The sequence below is a fragment of the Micromonospora sp. LZ34 genome, from assembly GCF_052981855.1.
Window position 1 is genome coordinate 1 of the sequence record NZ_JBRIQN010000023.1, and the last position, 16,995, is coordinate 16,995.

Annotated in this window: 18 protein-coding genes and 1 pseudogene; 12 read left to right on the forward strand and 7 right to left on the reverse strand. The window is 74.7% G+C overall.

Annotation, left to right across the window (positions count from 1 at the left end):
- Nucleotides 1-281 precede the first annotated feature (281 nt).
- Nucleotides 282-1,448 (forward strand): CapA family protein, encoded by a 1,167-nt coding sequence (locus ACVCAH_RS22845; RefSeq protein WP_447138228.1) that lies wholly within the window; start codon nucleotides 282-284, stop codon nucleotides 1,446-1,448.
- A gap of 9 nt (nucleotides 1,449-1,457) precedes the next feature.
- On the opposite strand, the gene ACVCAH_RS22850 is transcribed toward ACVCAH_RS22845, so the two are convergent.
- Nucleotides 1,458-2,825, reverse strand: a complete 1,368-nt coding sequence (locus ACVCAH_RS22850) for an alpha/beta hydrolase family protein (RefSeq protein WP_447138229.1) — start codon at nucleotides 2,823-2,825, stop codon at nucleotides 1,458-1,460.
- Nucleotides 2,826-2,948: 123 nt separating this feature from the next.
- A pseudogene (locus ACVCAH_RS22855) lies at nucleotides 2,949-3,586 on the reverse strand (hypothetical protein).
- Between ACVCAH_RS22855 and ACVCAH_RS22860 the strand changes: the two are divergent.
- Nucleotides 3,500-4,471, forward strand: coding sequence for a pirin family protein (locus ACVCAH_RS22860; protein ID WP_447138230.1), 972 nt, complete (start codon nucleotides 3,500-3,502; stop codon nucleotides 4,469-4,471). The pseudogene ACVCAH_RS22855 and the gene ACVCAH_RS22860 sit on opposite strands and share 87 nt — an antisense overlap.
- A gap of 46 nt (nucleotides 4,472-4,517) precedes the next feature.
- Nucleotides 4,518-5,183, forward strand: a complete 666-nt coding sequence (locus ACVCAH_RS22865; RefSeq protein ID WP_447138231.1) for a hypothetical protein — start codon at nucleotides 4,518-4,520, stop codon at nucleotides 5,181-5,183.
- 250 nt (nucleotides 5,184-5,433) lie between these two features.
- On the opposite strand, the gene ACVCAH_RS22870 is transcribed toward ACVCAH_RS22865, so the two are convergent.
- Both ACVCAH_RS22870 and ACVCAH_RS22875 read right to left on the reverse strand, forming a co-directional pair.
- A complete protein-coding gene (locus ACVCAH_RS22870) occupies nucleotides 5,434-6,054 on the reverse strand; it encodes a DUF1345 domain-containing protein (RefSeq protein WP_447138232.1) in 621 nt (206 codons plus the stop codon).
- A 110-nt stretch (nucleotides 6,055-6,164) separates the two neighbouring features.
- Complete coding sequence (locus ACVCAH_RS22875) at nucleotides 6,165-6,434, reverse strand: DUF2795 domain-containing protein (RefSeq protein WP_447138233.1); 270 nt, start codon at nucleotides 6,432-6,434, stop codon at nucleotides 6,165-6,167.
- Nucleotides 6,435-6,585: 151 nt separating this feature from the next.
- Here ACVCAH_RS22875 and ACVCAH_RS22880 point away from each other — a divergent pair, with 151 nt between their 5' ends.
- Nucleotides 6,586-6,996, forward strand: a complete 411-nt coding sequence (locus tag ACVCAH_RS22880; RefSeq protein WP_447138234.1) for a DUF2267 domain-containing protein — start codon at nucleotides 6,586-6,588, stop codon at nucleotides 6,994-6,996.
- Between the two features lie 18 nt (nucleotides 6,997-7,014).
- Here ACVCAH_RS22880 and ACVCAH_RS22885 read toward each other — a convergent pair whose 3' ends face one another.
- On the reverse strand, nucleotides 7,015-8,181 hold the full coding sequence (locus tag ACVCAH_RS22885) for a CaiB/BaiF CoA transferase family protein (protein ID WP_447138235.1): 1,167 nt from the start codon (nucleotides 8,179-8,181) through the stop codon (nucleotides 7,015-7,017).
- Nucleotides 8,182-8,259: 78 nt separating this feature from the next.
- Between ACVCAH_RS22885 and ACVCAH_RS22890 the strand changes: the two genes are divergently transcribed.
- The 8 genes from ACVCAH_RS22890 to ACVCAH_RS22925 all read left to right on the forward strand — a co-directional run bounded on the left by ACVCAH_RS22890 (nucleotide 8,260) and on the right by ACVCAH_RS22925 (nucleotide 15,195).
- Complete coding sequence (locus tag ACVCAH_RS22890; protein WP_447138236.1) at nucleotides 8,260-9,432, forward strand: glycosyltransferase family 4 protein; 1,173 nt, start codon at nucleotides 8,260-8,262, stop codon at nucleotides 9,430-9,432.
- On the forward strand, nucleotides 9,425-10,414 hold the full coding sequence (locus tag ACVCAH_RS22895) for a glycosyltransferase family 9 protein (protein WP_447138237.1): 990 nt from the start codon (nucleotides 9,425-9,427) through the stop codon (nucleotides 10,412-10,414). Before ACVCAH_RS22890 ends, ACVCAH_RS22895 begins: the two co-directional genes overlap by 8 nt.
- A 183-nt stretch (nucleotides 10,415-10,597) precedes the next feature.
- Nucleotides 10,598-11,617: a TerC family protein gene (locus tag ACVCAH_RS22900; RefSeq protein WP_447138238.1), complete on the forward strand. Its 1,020-nt coding sequence runs from the start codon at nucleotides 10,598-10,600 to the stop codon at nucleotides 11,615-11,617.
- 90 nt (nucleotides 11,618-11,707) lie between these two features.
- Nucleotides 11,708-12,298 carry a sulfite oxidase-like oxidoreductase gene (locus ACVCAH_RS22905; protein WP_447138239.1) on the forward strand — a complete coding sequence of 197 codons (591 nt, stop codon included), beginning with the start codon at nucleotides 11,708-11,710 and terminating at the stop codon, nucleotides 12,296-12,298.
- Nucleotides 12,295-13,041, forward strand: coding sequence for a ferredoxin reductase (locus tag ACVCAH_RS22910; RefSeq protein WP_447138240.1), 747 nt, complete (start codon nucleotides 12,295-12,297; stop codon nucleotides 13,039-13,041). The genes ACVCAH_RS22905 and ACVCAH_RS22910 overlap by 4 nt, the downstream gene beginning before the upstream one ends.
- A gap of 16 nt (nucleotides 13,042-13,057) precedes the next feature.
- Entirely contained in the window at nucleotides 13,058-13,351 is a 294-nt protein-coding gene (locus ACVCAH_RS22915) for a DUF6510 family protein (RefSeq protein ID WP_447138241.1), read from the forward strand.
- A gap of 80 nt (nucleotides 13,352-13,431) precedes the next feature.
- On the forward strand, nucleotides 13,432-14,592 hold the full coding sequence (locus ACVCAH_RS22920; protein ID WP_447138242.1) for a hypothetical protein: 1,161 nt from the start codon (nucleotides 13,432-13,434) through the stop codon (nucleotides 14,590-14,592).
- Nucleotides 14,593-14,667: 75 nt separating this feature from the next.
- Nucleotides 14,668-15,195 (forward strand): GNAT family N-acetyltransferase, encoded by a 528-nt coding sequence (locus ACVCAH_RS22925; RefSeq protein ID WP_447138243.1) that lies wholly within the window; start codon nucleotides 14,668-14,670, stop codon nucleotides 15,193-15,195.
- 45 nt (nucleotides 15,196-15,240) lie between these two features.
- Here ACVCAH_RS22925 and ACVCAH_RS22930 read toward each other — a convergent pair whose 3' ends face one another.
- A complete protein-coding gene (locus ACVCAH_RS22930; protein ID WP_447138244.1) occupies nucleotides 15,241-15,396 on the reverse strand; it encodes a hypothetical protein in 156 nt (51 codons plus the stop codon).
- Between the two features lie 98 nt (nucleotides 15,397-15,494).
- Nucleotides 15,495-16,940 (reverse strand): M20/M25/M40 family metallo-hydrolase, encoded by a 1,446-nt coding sequence (locus tag ACVCAH_RS22935; protein WP_447138245.1) that lies wholly within the window; start codon nucleotides 16,938-16,940, stop codon nucleotides 15,495-15,497.
- Between the last annotated feature and the right edge of the window lie 55 nt (nucleotides 16,941-16,995).

Sequence of the window (16,995 nt, forward strand, 5' to 3'; positions counted from 1 at the left end):
GAGTACTCGACCAAGGCGTTCCTGAAGGGTCTCAAGCAGGTCGACGGGTGGCAGGACATGCCGCTGACCAAGGCCGCCCAGACCGTGCAGGTCTCGGCCTACCCGTTCCACTACGCCCAGTGGGAGCAGCAGGCCGCCGACCTGGTCGCCAAGTACTGGAACAGCTGACAACCGCACCGCGGACAACGTGAACGACTGTCAAAGGCTCCCTCCCCACTCCGGGGAGGGAGCCTTTGGCGTTTGCCCGGCCCGAGCCGCGCCCCGACAGCAATATGTCCACCATGAAGGCAAAGGTCAGGATCATTGTGCTCGCTGCCCTGCTCGTCGTCGGCTGCGACGCGCCCGAGCGGGAGGCCGACCAGCTGGCGCCGGGGAGCAGCGGGCCGGCGACCGCGAGCGCCGCCCCCACGCCGCGGAGCGAGCTCACCGTGGTGGCCGCCGGTGACCTGCTGGTCCATCCGCCGCTCACCGCCCAGGCCGCCGCCGACGCGCGGCGCAGCGGGCGGGACGGCCACGACTTCACCCAGGTGCTCGCGGCGGTCCGCCCCCGGGTCAGCGCCGCCGACCTCGCCATCTGCCACCTGGAGACCCCGCTGGCGGAGCCGGAGGGGCCGTTCACCGGCTGGCCGGCCTTCAGCGTGCCGCCGCAGTTGGCCGACGCCGCCGCCTGGGCGGGCTTCGACACCTGCTCCACCGCCTCGAACCACTCGCTGGACACCGGGGTGGCGGGCATCGCCCGTACGCTGGACAACCTGGACCGGGTCGGTATCCGGCACACGGGCACGGCCCGCAGCGCCGCGGAGGCCACCCGACCGCTCGTCCTCGACGTGGCCGGGGTGAAGGTCGGTCAGCTGTCGTACACCCTGAGTTTCAACGACATCGAGTTGCCGGCGGGCCGGCCGTGGGCGGCCAACCGGATAGACCCGGACGCGATCCTCGACGAGGCCCGGCGGGCCCGCGCTGCCGGTGCCGAGATCGTCATCCTGTCCATGCACTGGGGCACCGAGTACCAGAACGAGCCGAACGGCGACCAGCTCGACCTCGCCCGGGAGCTGCTGGCCTCGGCCGCGATCGACCTGATCATCGGCCACCACGCGCACGTGGTGCAGCCCTTCGAGAAGATCGGTACGAAGTGGGTCGCGTACGGGATGGGCAACCTGACGACCCGGTTCGGCGACGGCTCGCCGGAGAACACGCAGGACGCGGTGGTGCCCGAGTTCACCTTCCGCCGCACCTCCGGCGGCCGGTGGACGGTGACCGACGTGACCGTGCTGCCGACCTGGATGGAGTACCGGCCCGCGGCCCGGGTGGTCGACCTGGCCGCGGGCATGGCGGATCCGCGCCTGCCCGCCTGGCAGCGGACCCACTACGCCCGGATCCACCAGCGGATCCTCGGCTACCTGGGGATGCGGGGCGCGCTCGAGGCGGGGCTTCGGACGCCGCACTGACCGGACCGGTCAGCAGGCCGGGTAGAGGCGACGGGTGCCGACGCCGGCGGCGTACGCGGCCCGGTCGCTGAACCGGCAGCCGTAGTCGGCCGCGGCGACCACCGCCGGATCGGTCACGTTGTCGCCGGCGGGCCGCTTGCCGTGGCGTACCCAGGACACCAGGTCGTCCCAGGCGGCGCCGGCCTCGGCCGGGGTGAACTCGCAGTGCTGCGCGGCCCGGATGGCGCGCTGCACGACCAGCCTGCCGCGGCCGTGCTTCGCCACGTCCCGCGCGTACGCCTGCTCCATCGAGAAGGGCACGAACAGGTCGCCGAGGTCGTGCAGGCTGACCACCGGCGCGGTGGGGCGGCCGGTGATCCGCGGCACCTCGGTGAGGGTCGGGGAGAGCCGCTGCCGCAGGTTCTCCGGCGCGACGCGCTGCACCGCGGCGTTCACGTCCACCGGCGAGTTCGGCGTGTAGCGGGTGAACAGGTTGGTGGCGAGCTGCCCGGGCCGCTGGGCGGGGGAGTCGCCGCCGCTGGTGGTGCTGATGGCGAAGAGGAAGTCCTTCCAGACCGCGAACGACGCATCGGCGCCCGGCCGCGGGCCGCCGGAGCGGTTGACCGTGATGGCCCGTAGCTGCTTGCCGAGCTCGTTGGTGGTGTCCGGGCCGGTCGGGGTGAGCCCGGCCAGGCCGAGCGTCAGCTGGATCCGGGGCACCGCGTTGGTCAGGTAGTCGGCCGGGGTCGGGTACGCGCGCACCCCCGCGAGGGCCTGGGCGACCAGGTTGTAGTCGAGGAAGAAGTCGAGCAGCGTCTGGTCGCCGAGCACCCCGCACATCGGCAGCGCCCCGTCGTAGAAGCCCGGGTACTGCTCCAGCGAGCGGGCGATGACGTAGCCGCCCATCGACACCCCGGCCAGGTAGGTCCGGTGCGGACGCTTCACCAGCCGGCCGAAGTGGGTGGCCAGGTCCTTGGTGCCGAGCACTCCGGAGCGGATGTCGAAACCGTTGCGGTCGTACGACGAGGACGCCCAGGCGTACCCCTGCTCGAGCAGGCGTTGCCGCAGGCCGAAGCCGGGCGGCTCGGGGGAGAGCACGTTCTGCTGGCCGCGGTAGCCGTGCGCCCACAGCACCAGGTCGCCGTTCCAGCGCGCGGGCACCTCGATGATGTAGCCGGCGTGCCGGTGCACCCCCCGCCGGACGGTGGTCGGCTCGCCGCCCACCACCAGCGGCTCCAGCGGCGGGTTGCTGATCGTGTAGCCGGGCAGCGGCTGGCTGCCGTCGGAGTGGCGGTCGGCGGCGGTGGCCGGCGCGGCGCCGACGACCCCGGCCGCGAGGATCAGGGCGACGCCGGCGGCCAGCAGGCGGCAGGCGAGACGGGCGGGTGCGGGCGGCATCGTTGCTCCCCCTCGGACGGTGCCGCCCGGGACGGTGGCGGCGGGGCGGGTGCCTACCGGCCGGTAGTGCCCTGAACCTAGGCCCGTCGTTCCACCGACGTCAATGGCTGCCTGACCGCTCGGTCAGACCACGCCGTGTGCCAGCATCGTCTCCGCCACCCGGCGGAAGCCGTTGATGTTCGCGCCGGCCACGTAGTCGCCGGGCAGCCCGTACTCCTCGGCGGTGGCCCAGCAGCGGGCGTGGATGTCCCGTATGGTCTCCCGCAGCCGCTGTCCGACCGGGCGAACGTCCACGAGTCCCGGCTGGCGTTCTGCTGCATCTCCAGGGCGCTCACCGCCACTCCGCCGGCGTTGGCCGCCTTGCCGGGCGCGAACCGCACCCCGGCCCGGCCGAGGATGCGCACCGCCTCCGGCGTGGTCGGCATGTTCGCCCCCTCCACCACCGCGACGCACCCGCCGGCGACCAGCGCCGCGGCCTCCGCGCCGCCGATCTCGTTCTGGGTGGCGCACGGCAGGGCCAGGTCGCACGGCACCTCCCGGACGGTACGACCGGAGACCGCGACCGCGTGCGGCACGTGCCGTACGTAGTCGTCGAGGCGGCCGCGGCGGATGGCGGCCGGGTGCGCCTCGAGGTCCAGGCCCGCGCCGGGGGGCGTGCGCGTACAGTCGGGGCGGTGGAACGTACCGAATCGATGCCGGCGCAGACCCGACCTCCGGGCGTGGCCACGGTGGATCCCGGCAGTGTGCTGCTGCCCGGCCACGACGTCCCGCTGGGCCGCTACACCACGGTCCGTCGCCTGCTGCCGCAGCGGCAGCGGCGGATGGTCGGAGCGTGGTGCTTCGTCGACCACTTCGGGCCGGACGACGTCGCCGAGCGGCCGGGCATGGAGGTCCCGCCGCACCCGCACACCGGGCTGCAGACGGTCACCTGGCTGCTGGACGGGGAGATCCTGCACCGGGACAGCCTGGGCAGCGTCCAGCCGATCCGGCCCGGCCAGCTGAACGTGATGACCTCCGGGCACGGCATCGCGCACTCCGAGCGCTCGCCCGCGGCGCACCCGCCGCTCATGCACGGCGTGCAGCTCTGGGTGGCGCTGCCCGACCCGGCCCGGGCCGGCGACCCCGACTTCGCCCACCACGCCGAGCTGCCCCGCTGGCCGGAGGGCGAGCTGGACGTCACCCTGCTGGTCGGCGAGCTGGCCGGGGAGCGCTCCCCGGCCGTGGTGCACACCCCGCTGCTCGGCGCGCAGCTCGAGCCGCGCGGTCCGGCGCCGGCCGCGCTGCCGCTGCGGCCCGACTTCGAGTACGGCCTGCTGGCCATGTCCGGCTCCGCCGAGGTGGACGGGGTGTCGGTCGCTCCCGGCGCGCTGCTCTACCTCGGCACCGGCCGGGACCGGCTCACCCTGCGCGGCGAGCCGGGCAGCCAGCTGCTGCTGCTCGGCGGTACGCCCTTCGAGGAGCCGCTGGTGATGTGGTGGAACTTCGTCGGCCGCTCGCACGAGGAGGTCGCCGCGGCCCGGGAGGACTGGATGGCCGGGCGCCGCTTCGGCGTCGTCGCCGACGACCCGGCGCCGCCGCTGCCCGCGCCCGCGCTGCCCACCACCCGGCTCAAGGCCCGCGACCGCAGTGGCGGGGTCCGCGGCTGATCCGGTCCGGCAGGCGTGGCCGGCGGCGGCGCGGGTAGTCGCGGGCATGCCGACCAGTGCCATTTCCAGCATCGAGGACAAGAAGCGCCTGGTACGCCGGCTCGCCGGCAGTGGGCGCGGGTTCGCCGAGCAGTACGGCTTCCGGGTCATCAACAACCCGTCGAACCTGTTCCAGCTGCTCTGTCTGTCCGTCCTGCTGGCCCGCCGGGGCGACTTCCGGCGGGCCCTGGACAGCGCCCGCGCGCTGCCCGAGAGTGGTTGGGACAGCGCCGCCCGGCTGGCCCGCTCGCTGCACGCCGACCGGGTCCGGGTGCTACGCGAGACCGGCCAGCGGGGCGACGTGGACGCGCTGGCCACCGTCCTCGGCGACCTCGCCCAGACCGTGGTGGACCGTTACCGGGGCGACCTGCGCCGGCTGCGCGCGGTGGCCCACCACGACCCGGCCCGCGAGCGGAAGCTCCTCACCGACCTGCCCGGAGTGGACGACCAGGTGGTCGACCTGTTCCTGCGGGAGGCCCAGGCGCTGTGGCGGGAGGTGGCGCCGGTGGCCGACCGGCGGGCGCTCGTCGCGGCCCGCAAACTCGGACTCGGGCGCTCCGCCGACGACCTGGCCGGGCTCGCCGGCAGTGGCGAGTCGGAACGGCTCGCCTGGCTGGTCGGCGCGCTGGCCCGGGTCGACCTGGAGCACCGGTACGCGGAGCTGACCGGCTGATCTGGCGGGAGTGGACTGGCCCACAGTTCCGCGTTTTCTGACCGTTTGGATGATCCCTATCGTATGATGATCGCGGCAGTGATGCCCGCCCGGTTCGGGCGTACGTCACCGCCTGGCGGTCGCGACCCGGTTCGGGTCCGGCTCGCCGCCAGGTGTGGTGTTTTGTGGGGCGCCCCGGTCGCGGTTCGTGACACGGGGCGCCCGCCTGTGCGCGGTCCTCCGAGAGTGCCGTTCGTGGCCTGCGCCCCTCTCAGGGCGCGAGGCCGGCCACCAGGTTCACCGTCACCGCGAAGATGAACGCCCCGAACAGGTAGGACAGCATGGAGTGCCGCAGCACCGCGCGGCGCATGTCCATGCTGGTCAGGTTGGTGTCGGAGACCTGGAAGGTGGCTCCGATGGTGAACGCCAGGTAGGCGAAGTCCGAGTAGCAGGGCGGATCGGGCTGGTTGAAGTTCACCCCGCCGTGCGGGCTTGTGTAGTAGAGCCGGGCGTACCGGGCGGCGAAGACGGTGTGCACCATCAGCCAGGACAGCAGCACGCTGAGCACGCCCAGTGCGCTGTAGAGGTTTCGGGCGGCCGGAGTCGGCGCGCCGTGCGCGGTGGTCACCACGAAACCGATCGCGAACAGGCTGATCACGCAGGCGACGAGGAGCAGCGCGTCGCGGACCGCCCGGTTCGGGTCCTCGCGTAAGGCCATCCGGGCCGTTTCTTCGGCGTTCAGCAGCCAGACCTTGTGCCAGACCAGGACCAGCCAGCTGAGCGCGGCGGCGTCCCAGCCGACCAGCGCAGCCACCTTCGGTGGGGCCAGCGCCGCGGTGAGCCCGCCGGCCACCAGCCCGACCACGCCCATCACGGCAAGCTGGACCGCCACCGGGGTGTGCCCCGCCGGCGGGTGGGACGGCGGCCGGGACACCGCTACCGGTCACCCGGTCGCGGGACCGGGTGCGCGGCCGGCGCCGGCCCGGGCGCGCGCACCGCGGGTCAGATGCCGCGCAGGTGCTGCGAGACCCGCGTGTGCCGCTCGCGTGCCTGCGCCGCCCGCTGGGACGGGCTCAACTCGGGGGCGGCGTCGATGCCGGCGGAGCGGGCCACCTCGTTGCCGTTGGCGTAATCCACCGGCGGAAGGGCGCGCAGGGCCTTCAACACCTCCGGCGGGGCGCCCTCCCGTTCGGCCTCGCGTACCACGTCGTCCTTCTCGGCCGGATAGTCCAGGCTCGAGAGGTACTGCAGGACGTCGGCGTAACTCGCCATGGTGTCGGCTCCTCGGGCATCGATCCGGTCACGACCGGCGGCGGTTACCCGCCCGGGCGGCCCTCACGCGCCGAGCGGCCGGAAATCCGGGCGCCGTTTCCCGGCCGGACCCACGGGTACCCGCAGCGCCGACGTACCGAGGGAGCACGCCATGAACTACGACACCTTCGTCGACCAGGTCGCCCAGCGCACCCGGACCTCGTCGGAGCAGGCCGTCGAGCTGACCCGGGCCACCCTGGAGACGCTGGCCGAGCGGCTGACCGGCGGGGAGGTGCTGGACCTGGCCGCCCAGCTGCCCAAGCCGCTGCAGGTGGTGCTCAAGCCCAGCCCGCGGACCGAGTCGGCGGACCGGTTCGGCGCCGCGGAGTTCGTCGCCCGGGTCGCGCTGCGCGCCGGGGTGGACGAACCGGCCGCCCGGAGCGGCGCGCGGGCGGTCTTCGTCACCCTGCGCGAGGCCATCACCGGCGGCGAGTTCGACGACGTGGCCACCCAACTGCCGCGCGACTTCCGGGACATCGTCGAGCCGGCGATGGCCCCCGGCGCGACGCTGCGCCGCTCCTGACCGCCCCCGCGCCGCCGGTCAGGCGATCGCGCCGGCCGCCCGGAGGTCGGCGATCCGGAGCGCGTCGAAGCCCGCCTCGGCCAGCAGTTCGTCGGTGTGTTCACCGGGCTGCGGCGGGGGTCGGCGCAGTGCCGTCGGGGTGCCGGAGAACCGGGGCGCCGGCGCGGGCTGGGTCACCCCGTCCCGCTCGACGAAGGTGCGCCGGGCGGCCAGGTGCGGGTGCTCCGGCGCCTCCCGCCAGTCCAGCACCGGCGCCACGCAGGCGTCGGAGGCGCTGAGCAGCGCCGTCCACTCGTCCCGGGTACGGGTGCGGAACAGCCGCGCCCAGGCCGCCCGCAGCGCCGGCCAGTTCGCCGGGTCGGTACGGTCCAGCGCCTCGTCCGGGTACAGCGGGAAGCCGGTGCGCCGGACCAGCTCGTCGTAGAAGCGCGGCTCCAGCGCGCCGACGGCCAGGTGCCTGCCGTCGGCGCACTCGTACGTGTCGTAGAAGGGCGCGCCACCGTCGAGCAGGTTGACCCCGCGCGGGTCCTGCCACATGCCGAGCTGCCGCAGCGCGTGGATCTGCGTGCTGAGCACCGCCACACCGTCCACGATGGCCGCGTCGACCACCTGGCCGGTGGCGCCGCCACGCACCGCGTACAGGGCGGCGACCAGGCCGAGGGCCAGCATCATCCCGCCGCCGCCGAAGTCGCCGAGCAGGTTCATCGGCGGCACCGGGCGCTCGCCGGCCCGCCCGATGCCGTGCAGCGCCCCGGTCAGCGCCAGGTAGCCGATGTCGTGCCCGGCGTACGGGGCGATCGGCCCGTCCTGCCCCCAACCGGTCATCCGCCCGTAGACCAGTCGCGGGTTGGCCGCGAGGCAGTGCGCCGGCCCGACGCCAAGCCGCTCGGTCACCCCCGGCCGGAAGCCCTCGATCAGCGCGTCCGCGCCGGCCACCAGGGCGAGCACCACCTCCCGGCCGCCCGCCGACTTCAGGTCGACAGCGATCGAGCGGCGGCCCCGGTTGAGCAGATCCGGGTGCGGGGTGCCGAAGGCGGCCGGGTCCACGTCGGAGACCCGGTCCACCCGGACCACGTCGGCACCCAGGTCGGCGAGCATCATCGCGGCGAACGGGCCAGGACCGATGCCGGCCAGCTCCACCACCCGTACGCCGGCCAGCGGGCCGGCCGGGACGTCCTCGGTCATCGGGCCACGATAGGCGCTGACGGGTTTGCGCCGTAAGGGGCCGGGAATCCGCCCGGCGGTCCTAGGCGGGGAGGTGGCGTGGTCGAGGACCGGATCAGGGTGGCCATGCTGCACGGCCCGGGACCGCCGGAGCGCGACGGGGTGAGCGACTACGTGCGCCACCTGCTGGCGGCGCTGGACCGGGTCGGGGTCGAGGTCACCGCCGTGCCGGTCCGGCCGGACGGCGACGGCTGGGCGGGCGCCACCGCCCGGGCCGCCCGCGAGGCGCGCCGGCTGGCGCCGAACCTCGTGCACGTGCAGTTCGCCCCCTCGGCGTACCGGTTCTCCGGGCACCCGGGCCTGTTGCCGCTGCGGCTGCGGCGGACCGTCCCGCTGGTCACCACCCTGCACGAATACGGCTCGTGGGCCTGCCCCGGCTGGCTGCCGGGACGGCTCTGGTCGGCGGTGGAGCGCACCCGGCGCTGGGACCGGGAGTCCGGCCGGCTGGTGCCGGCCAGCGCGGCGGTGATCGTCACCAACCCCGGCCACGCGGCGGTGCTGCGGTCCCGCACCGGGCGGGACGCCGTGCACATCCCGATCGCCCCGAACGTCACCGACCAGCTGGGCGCGTCCACCGCCGGGCACCGGCTGCGCGCCGAGCTGGGCCTGCCCGAGGGCGCGCCGGTGCTGGTGTTCTTCGGCTTCGTGCACCCGGTCAAGGGGGTGCGGTACCTGATCGAGGCGCTGCCGGAGCTGCGCCGGGCGCACTCGGACCTGCGGCTGCTGGTGGTGGGCGGGTTCACCTCCCAGGCGCTGCCGGAGGCCGAGGCGCGCGCGTTCCACGCGGAGCTGACCGCCCTGGCCCGCCGGCACGGGGTCGCCGACGCGGTGACCTTCACCGGCCCCCTGCCCGCCGAGCGGGTATCCGCCGCGCTGCACGCCGGCGACGTGGCGGTGCTGCCGTTCACCGCGGGGGTGGGTACGAAGAGCGGGGCGCTGCTCGCCGCGCTCGCCCACGGGCTGCCGACCGCGGTGACGCTGCCCGAGGCCGGCGACGACGAACTGGCCCGCAGCGGGGCGGTGGCGGTCATCCGGGAGCGCCGGGACGCCGCCGCCGTCGCCCGTACCGTCGGCAAGCTGCTCGCCGACCCGGTGCTGCGCCGGCGGCTCGCCGAACGCGGGCGGGCCTTCGCCGCCGCGTACTCCTGGCCCCGGGTGGCCGCCGCGCACCGCGACCTCTACCGGCGCACGCTGGAGCGGGCCGGTGCCTGACCGGTACGCGGACATCCTGGTGGTCGACCTGCTCGGCGGGATCGGCGACCTGCTGATGCTGCTGCCGGCGGTGCACGGCCTGGCCCGCCGCCACCCGGGCGCCCGGGTGCGGGTGCTTACGCACTACCCGGGGGCGGACCTGGTCCGCGCCGACCCGGCGGTGGCCGAGGTGCGCACCCCGCGGCACGGCCGGCCGGGAGCGGAGCGCGACGCGGTGGTCGAGGCGCTCGCCGAACGCCGGCCGGACCTTGCGGTCAGCACCACCCGCTACGACGGCATCCCGGAACTGCTCGCGGCGGCCGCGACCCGGGTGGTGACGAACCTGTGGCGCCAGCCCCCGCCGGACCAGCCGGTCGGCGACCGCTACCTGGAGATCCTGCACGCCGAAGGGCTGCTGGACGCCGCCGACCGCGCCGCCCGGCCCCGGGTGCACGTCCCCGCCCGCGCCCGGGCCGCCGGGGAGCGGGTCGTCGGCAGGCTGGTCGGTGATCCGCCCGCGCCACCGGTGGTGCTGGTCACCGACGCCGGCATGGCGGTGAAGCGCTGGCCGGACCGGCACTGGCGGAGGCTGGCCGGCGAGCTGACCCGGCGCGGGCACCCGGTGCTGACCGTCGGCCCGGTGGACGCCGACGATCCGCCCGGCGTCCCGCTGCCCCCCACCGACCTGCCCACCCTGGCCGGGCAGCTCGCCGCCGTCGCCCGGCGCGGCGGGGTGGTGGTCGGCCCGGACACCGGCCCGGTGCGGCTCGCGGCGGCCGCCGGCGCCGCCACGGTCGCCCTCTTCGGCCCCACCGACGCCCGGCGGTACGGCATCGGCGGCGCCGACCTGCAGGGCCTGCCGGGGTGCCCGTACCGGCGGCCCACCGCGATCACCGAACAGCCCTGCTGGTGGCAGGCACGCTGCCCGCTCGACGCCGCCGGGCCGGCCTGCATGGCCGACCTGGACGTCGGCCGCGTCCTCGCCGCGGTCACCGCCCGCTGACCGGCGCGCGGGGGTGTCGTTTGGCGGGCGGATTGAGCCTGGCCTAACCTTGTCGCCACGAGGGGAGTACTTCCCAGAACCATTCCGGTCAGTACGGCGCGCCCCGGAGCGCGCCTCGGGTGGTTGCCCGCGAACGGTGGGTGAAGGAGACCTCGAACATGTCACGGTGTTCGAGGAGGCTCCATGACCGAATTGTCATACCTTGCTGCCACCGAGATCCAGTCGGTCGGCACTCCCACCCTCTGGGGCGTCACGATCGCCGGCGTGCTCGCGCTGCTGGTGCTCGACTTCCTGGTCACCCGCCGCCCGCACGAGGTGTCGCTGCGCGAGGCGCTGGGCTGGTCGGCCTTCTACATCGCCCTCCCGCTGGCCTTCGGCGCCTGGATCTGGTCCCGCTACGGCTCCCAGCAGGGCGTCGAGTATCTCACCGGTTACCTGGTGGAGAAGTCGCTCTCGGTCGACAACCTCTTCGTCTTCATGCTGCTGCTGGCCGCGTTCGCGGTGCCCGCGGTGCTCGCCCAGCGGGTCCTGCTCTACGGCATCGCCGGCGCGCTGGTGCTCCGGGCGGTCTTCATCGCCCTCGGCGCGGCAGCCCTGCAGACGCTCGACTTCGCCTTCCTGCTCTTCGCGGTCATCCTGATCGTCACCGCGGTCAAGCTCCTGCGCGACGCCCTCTCCGGGCACGAGCAGGAGGTGGACATCAACAAGATGCGGTCGGTGCGGCTGCTGCGGAAGTTCATGCCGGTGACCGACGAGTACCACGGCACCCGGATGACCGTGCGCGAGCAGGGCCGGCGGACGCTCACCCCGCTCGCGCTCGTGGTGGTCGCGGTGCTCGCCACCGACGTGGTCTTCGCGGTCGACTCGGTGCCGGCCGTCTACGGCATCACCGAGGATCCGTACCTGGTCTTCGCCACCAACGCGTTCGCCCTGCTCGGCCTGCGGGCGCTCTACTTCGTGCTGCACGCCGCGCTGAGCCGGCTGGTCCACCTCAGCTACGGCCTGGCCGTCATCCTGGCCTTCATCGGCGTCAAGCTCGGCCTGCACTGGGCGCACGGCATCTGGAAGGGCGTGCCGGAGATCCCCACCCTGGCCTCGCTGGGCGTGATCATCGCCGTGCTGGTGGTGGTCACCATCACCAGCCTGCGCGCCACCCGCGCCACGACCCCGGGGCGGAAGGAGGTCCTCGCCGACCGGCGCTGACCGCCGCGCCGGGGATCACCCAGCCCGGTCCGCCGCGGCCGACCGCACCCACCGCCGCAGCAGGGGTGGTACGAATGACGGGTGGGAATCGTGTCACCAGGCTTTCAGGGTCGGCCCCGCTCGGCGGAGCCGGCCCTGCCGCCGGGTCAATACCTGACGCAGGACTTTCCGGTGCTCTCCGCCGGGCCGACGCCGCGGGTGCCGCTGGACACCTGGGAGTTCGTCATCACCACCGAGACGGGGGCGGAGTTCCGCTGGACCTGGGACGAGCTGATGGCGCTGCCCCAGGAGACGCCGACGGTGGACATCCACTGCGTCACCCGCTGGTCCAAGCGGGACACCACCTGGCGGGGCGTCTCGCTGGACACGCTGCTCGACGGCGTCGACACCGCCGCGGACTACGTGCAGGCCCACTCGTACGGCGGCTACACCACCAACATGCCGCTCGAGGACCTGCTCGACGGGCGGGCCTGGGTGGCGCACACCTTCGAGGACGACCCGCTGCCCGCCGAGCACGGCGGGCCGGCCCGGCTGCTGGTGCCGCACCTGTACTTCTGGAAGTCGGCCAAGTGGGTGCACGGCATCCGGCTGACCCACACCGACGAGCCCGGATTCTGGGAGACCGCCGGCTACCACGACTACGGGGACCCGTGGCGTGAGCAGCGGTACCAGGGCGATTGACCGGGCCGCTGCGCTGGCGGGTGGCCCGGCTCGTCGAGCGCCGGGTGGAGACGCCGACCGCGCACACCCTGGTGCTGGAGGTGCCCGACTGGCCGGGGCACGTGCCCGGGCAACACCTCGACCTGCGGCTCACCGCCGAGGACGGCTACCAGACGGCGCGGTCGTACTCGGTGGCCGGGCCGACGGTGGACGGCCCCGGTGGGCCGCGGATCGAGGTCACCGTGCAGCGGGTGCCCGACGGTGAGGTGTCGCCGTACCTGATCGACACGTACGCCGAGGGTGACCCGGTCGAGGTGCGCGGCCCGGTCGGCGGCTGGTTCGTCTGGCGGCCGGCGCAGACCGCGCCGGTGCTGCTGGTCGGCGGCGGGTCCGGCGTGGTGCCGTTGATGGCGATGATCCGGGCTCGCCGGGCGGCCGGCAACCGGGCGCCGTTCCGGCTGCTCTACTCGGTGCGCACCCCCGCCGACGTGATCTACGCCGACGAGTTGCGCCGCCGGACCCGCGACGACTTCGGCCTCGACGTGGCGTACGTCTACACCCGGCAGGCTCCCGAGGGGTGGCGGGGCGAGCCGCACCGGATCGGGCTGGCCGACGTGAACAGCCACGGCTGGCCGCCGGACCTGGAACCGCTCTGCTACGTCTGCGGTCCCACCGGGTTCGTGGAGACCGTGGCGGACCTGCTGGTCGGGCTGGGGCACCAGAGCCGGCGGGTGAAGACCGAACGATTCGGCCCCACCGGCTGAGCGTCGAGGAGGCACCATGACCGAGATGTCCTACCTGGATGGCAACATGCTCGACGGCCCGCTGCGCGAGCTGTTCGCCGTCGACCTGAGCACCGCCACCGGCCGATGCGAGCACTGCGGGCTGGTCGGCCCGATCGCCGGGCTGCAGGTCTACTCGCACGCCCCCGGCCTGGTCGGGCGGTGCCCCAACTGCTCCGCGGTGATGCTGCGCATGGTCCGCTCGCCCGACCGGGCCTGGCTGGACCTGCGCGGCAGCACCTACCTCCAGGTGCCGATGCCGTTGGACCAGCCGCACCCCGGCCCGCTCTGACCGCCCGGCCGCTCCGCCGCTGCCCGCGACGTCCGGCGTCCGGGCCACCCGAGCACCGGCGCGGCCGGTAGGTTCGGCGAATGCCCGTGCAGCTCACCACGGTGGTCGGTGACCTGCTCGGCCGGGTCGCCGGCGGCCCGGTGCGGGTCGGGGCGGCCACCCCGGCGGCCGCCGGCTGGTCGGCCGACCGGGCGGCGTACCCCTGGCTGCTGCGGCTGCCGGTGCACGGCCCACCGGGGTGGGACGTGCGTTCGGTGGTGGTGAAGACCGGGCGCCCGGACCGGGCCCGGCCCGGGGACCCGGTGCGGGAACGGGTCGCCCTGCAGTTCTTGGCCGAGGTCGGTTGCGCCGTCGGGCCCCGGCTGATCGCCCACGACGACCGGCTCGGCTTGCTGGTGCTGGAGGACCTCGGTGCCGGCCCGGGGCTGGAGGACCTCCTGGTCGGCACGGACCCGGACGCGGCGACCCGGGGTTTCGTCGCGCTGGCCCAGGCCGCCGGCCGGCTGCATGCGGCCACCCGCGAGCGCGCGGAGGCCTTCCGGGACCGGCTCGCCGGCGCGGGCCGGTCGGCGCCGGCCGACCACGACCGGAGCGTCCTGGCCGGGACGCCGTTCGCCGGCTGGTGGTCGGCGGTGACCGCGCTGGCCGGCGCGGACGGCCCGTTGCCCCCGGCGGGCGCCGCCGACGGCGACGTTGCGCGGCTCGCCACCTCGCTGACCGAACCGGACTCGCCGGCGGTGCTCGCCACCGGTGACCTCGCTCCGCAGAACTGCCGGCTGGGCCCGCGCGGCGCCCGCCTGCTGGACTTCGAGGCGGCCCGTTTCCAGTCGCCCTTCGTCGAGGCGGCGCACCTGCGGCTGCCGTTCTACGGCGCACCGTGCTGGTCGCGGGTGCCGGCCGAGGTGGGCCGCCGCGTCGAGCGCGCCTACCGGGACGCGTCGGGCGGTCCGCCCGACGACCCGACCTGGGCGGCAGGGATGGCCGCCGCGACCGCGGCCTGGGCGGTCGTCCGGCTGGCCCGGCTGCCGAAGCTGCTCGCCGCCGACCCGCCACACCCGATGGGCTTCTCCCGTCTCGGTCAACTGCTCGACACCCTCGGGGTGGCCGTCGACGCGGGTGCCGCCGCCGGGTCGTTGCCGGCCCTGACCGGGTGGCTGGACGAGGCCGGCAGGAGCCTGCGCCGCCGCTGGCCGCACCTGCCACCGGCCCAGCCGTGCTACCCGGCCTACCTGCCACGGTGACGCCCGGCACAAACCGGCACGCGAGCCGGGTAACCCGCTGGACGCCGCCCGCCGCGGCGGCCACAGTTGTCGGCCGTGAGATATCTGCGCACCGCCGGCCCGGCCGGCATCCGCCGGCCGCGCCCCGCCGACGAGGCCGAGTTCATCGCGGGCGCGCGGCGCAGCCGGGAACTGCACCACCCCTGGCTCGCCGCGCCCGACGACCCGGCCGCGTACGCCGGGTACCTCGCCAAGATCCGCCGGCGGGACCACTCCGGCTACCTGATCTGCGACCGTTCCAGCGGGGAGATCGCCGGCTACGTGAACATCAGCGGGATCCTGCTCGGCGCGCTGCGCGGCGGCTACCTCGGCTACGCGGCCTTCCTGCCGTACAGCGGCACCGGGCACGCCTCGGCCGGCGTCGGGCTGGTGATCGAGCACGCCTTCACCGTGCTGCGCCTGCACCGGCTGGAGGCGAACATCCAGCCGGGGAACGAGCCGTCCCGGCGGCTGGCCCGCAAGCTCGGCTTCCGGCTGGAGGGCTACTCACCGGACTACCTGTTCATTGACGGGGCCTGGCGCGACCACGAGCGCTGGGCGATCACCGCGCCGGCGGCCGGATAGGCCGATGCCGGCCGCCCACGAAGGCGACCGGCACCGGCGGACGGCTCAGCGCCCGGGGCCACGCGCGTCGGTGCGTTGCATGGTCAGCCGTTCGAACCGTCCCTGCTTGTGCTCGACCCGCCGCCGCTGTCGCGGCGTGAGGTGCGTGCGCCCGCTCTGCCGCAGGTAGATCGGCTGCCGCTGGTCGTTGGACATCGGCATGCTCATCACGGTGCCTCCGTCATCAGCTCGGATGGGACCAGCGACCATGGTCCGCCGTCACCGGGCGAGGTCACCCCACCCGATCCGGGTGAACCGGCTCAGCTGCCCGGGCGGGGGAACGCCACCCGGCTGCGGTGACCGTCGCGGCCCACCGCCCGGACGCCGAAGAAGACGTTGTCCTTGGACAGGTCGATGGTCACCTCGGTGACGTCGCCGACCGGGATCACCCGCTGCCACTCGGCGGCGGTGGTCTCCCGCCACACCACCTCGTAGCCGGCCAGGTCCGGTTCGGTGCCGCGGGTCCAGCGCAGGGTGGTGTCGTTGGTCAGGTTCGTCGTCACGATCACCACGTTCTTCGGCGTACCCGGGGCGCGGGCCAGCGACCAGAGCGCGGCGCCGTTGACCCGGCCCACCCGGGTGATGTACGCGAAGTCGCAGAACTCGGGCAGGTCGCCGAACTGCCGGCCGTCGACCACCCGGACGTCCTGGTGCTGGTGGGCGAAGTCCTCGTTCGGCTCGGTGAACCGGCCGGCCGGCCACCCCTCGCGCAGGAACGAGATGTGGTCGCTGCCGCGCAGGTAGCGGTCGCGCCGGTAGATCACCCGGACCCGCATGCTGGTGGCGGCGTTCTCGGCGGTGTCGGCGACGAACCGGGCCAGCTGCCGCGAGGGCGAGTCGTTCTCGCCGCCGACCGACTGCCGGGTGGCCGCCTCGGCCGGCGTCTCCGCCGTCGGCACCCCCTCGGCGAAGAGCCGCACGCTGTGCGGGTCGCGGGTGCCGTCGTCGGCCGTGCTGCTGCCGATGATGTCGTTGCTGAACATCCCCTGTATGTCGGCGCCGGCCGCCTTCAGCTGCCGGGCCAGGTACGCCGAGCCGTACAGCCCCTGCTCCTCGCCGGCGACCGCGGCGAAGACGATGGTCGCGCCGGTACGCCGGGTGGCCATCAGCCGGGCCAGTTCCATCACCACGGCCACCCCGGAGGCGTCGTCGTCGGCGCCCGGTGCGTCGCTGACCGCGTCCATCACGTCGGTCGCCCGGGAGTCGTAGTGGCCGGTGACCACGTACGTCCGGTTCGGCGACGTCTCCCCGCGCAGCGTCGCCACCACGTTGGTGATCCGGGTGGGCACCGGGATCCGGGAGGCCGGTTCCTGGACGTACGACTGGAGTTCGACGGTCATCCGGCCGCCGGAGGCGGCGGCGTACTCGCGCATCCGGTCGTAGATCCAGTCGCGGGCGGCGCCGATGCCGCGCGCCGGGTCGTCCTGGCTGGAGAGGGTGTGCCGGGTGCCGAACGCCGCCAGCCGGCGGACGATGTCCTCGATCCGCCGCTGGTCCACCTGGCGGAGCAGGTCGCGCAGCTCCCGGTCGGGAGACTGCGGCCGGACCGGTCGGCCGGGCCCCGCCGGCGGCGCGTCGTGCGCGGCGGCCGGCTCGGCGAGCAGGGGTACGGCGACGGTGGCGGCGGTGGCGGCGGCGGAGGCGGACAGGAAGGTGCGCCGGGTGGACCTCGTGGGTCGGTCGCCGGCGGTGTCGTGGGATCCCATCACCGCATCCTCGCCATCGACGGCGGTGTTTGTCCATATCGCTGCCCGTGGATGT

What these genes read in the sequence shown, in the direction of transcription:
- ACVCAH_RS22850 (WP_447138229.1), bottom strand. Translation starts at nt 2,825, where the DNA reads ATGCCGCCCGCACCCGCCCGTCTCGCCTGCCGCCTGCTGGCCGCCGGC.
- ACVCAH_RS22880 (WP_447138234.1), top strand. Translation starts at nt 6,586, where the DNA reads ATGAACTACGACACCTTCGTCGACCAGGTCGCCCAGCGCACCCGGACC.
- ACVCAH_RS22900 (WP_447138238.1), top strand. Translation starts at nt 10,598, where the DNA reads ATGACCGAATTGTCATACCTTGCTGCCACCGAGATCCAGTCGGTCGGC.
- ACVCAH_RS22935 (WP_447138245.1), bottom strand. Translation starts at nt 16,940, where the DNA reads ATGGGATCCCACGACACCGCCGGCGACCGACCCACGAGGTCCACCCGG.
- ACVCAH_RS22875 (WP_447138233.1), bottom strand. Translation starts at nt 6,434, where the DNA reads ATGGCGAGTTACGCCGACGTCCTGCAGTACCTCTCGAGCCTGGACTAT.
- ACVCAH_RS22845 (WP_447138228.1), top strand. Translation starts at nt 282, where the DNA reads ATGAAGGCAAAGGTCAGGATCATTGTGCTCGCTGCCCTGCTCGTCGTC.
- ACVCAH_RS22930 (WP_447138244.1), bottom strand. Translation starts at nt 15,396, where the DNA reads ATGCCGATGTCCAACGACCAGCGGCAGCCGATCTACCTGCGGCAGAGC.
- ACVCAH_RS22915 (WP_447138241.1), top strand. Translation starts at nt 13,058, where the DNA reads ATGACCGAGATGTCCTACCTGGATGGCAACATGCTCGACGGCCCGCTG.
- ACVCAH_RS22920 (WP_447138242.1), top strand. Translation starts at nt 13,432, where the DNA reads ATGCCCGTGCAGCTCACCACGGTGGTCGGTGACCTGCTCGGCCGGGTC.
- ACVCAH_RS22885 (WP_447138235.1), bottom strand. Translation starts at nt 8,181, where the DNA reads ATGACCGAGGACGTCCCGGCCGGCCCGCTGGCCGGCGTACGGGTGGTG.
- ACVCAH_RS22865 (WP_447138231.1), top strand. Translation starts at nt 4,518, where the DNA reads ATGCCGACCAGTGCCATTTCCAGCATCGAGGACAAGAAGCGCCTGGTA.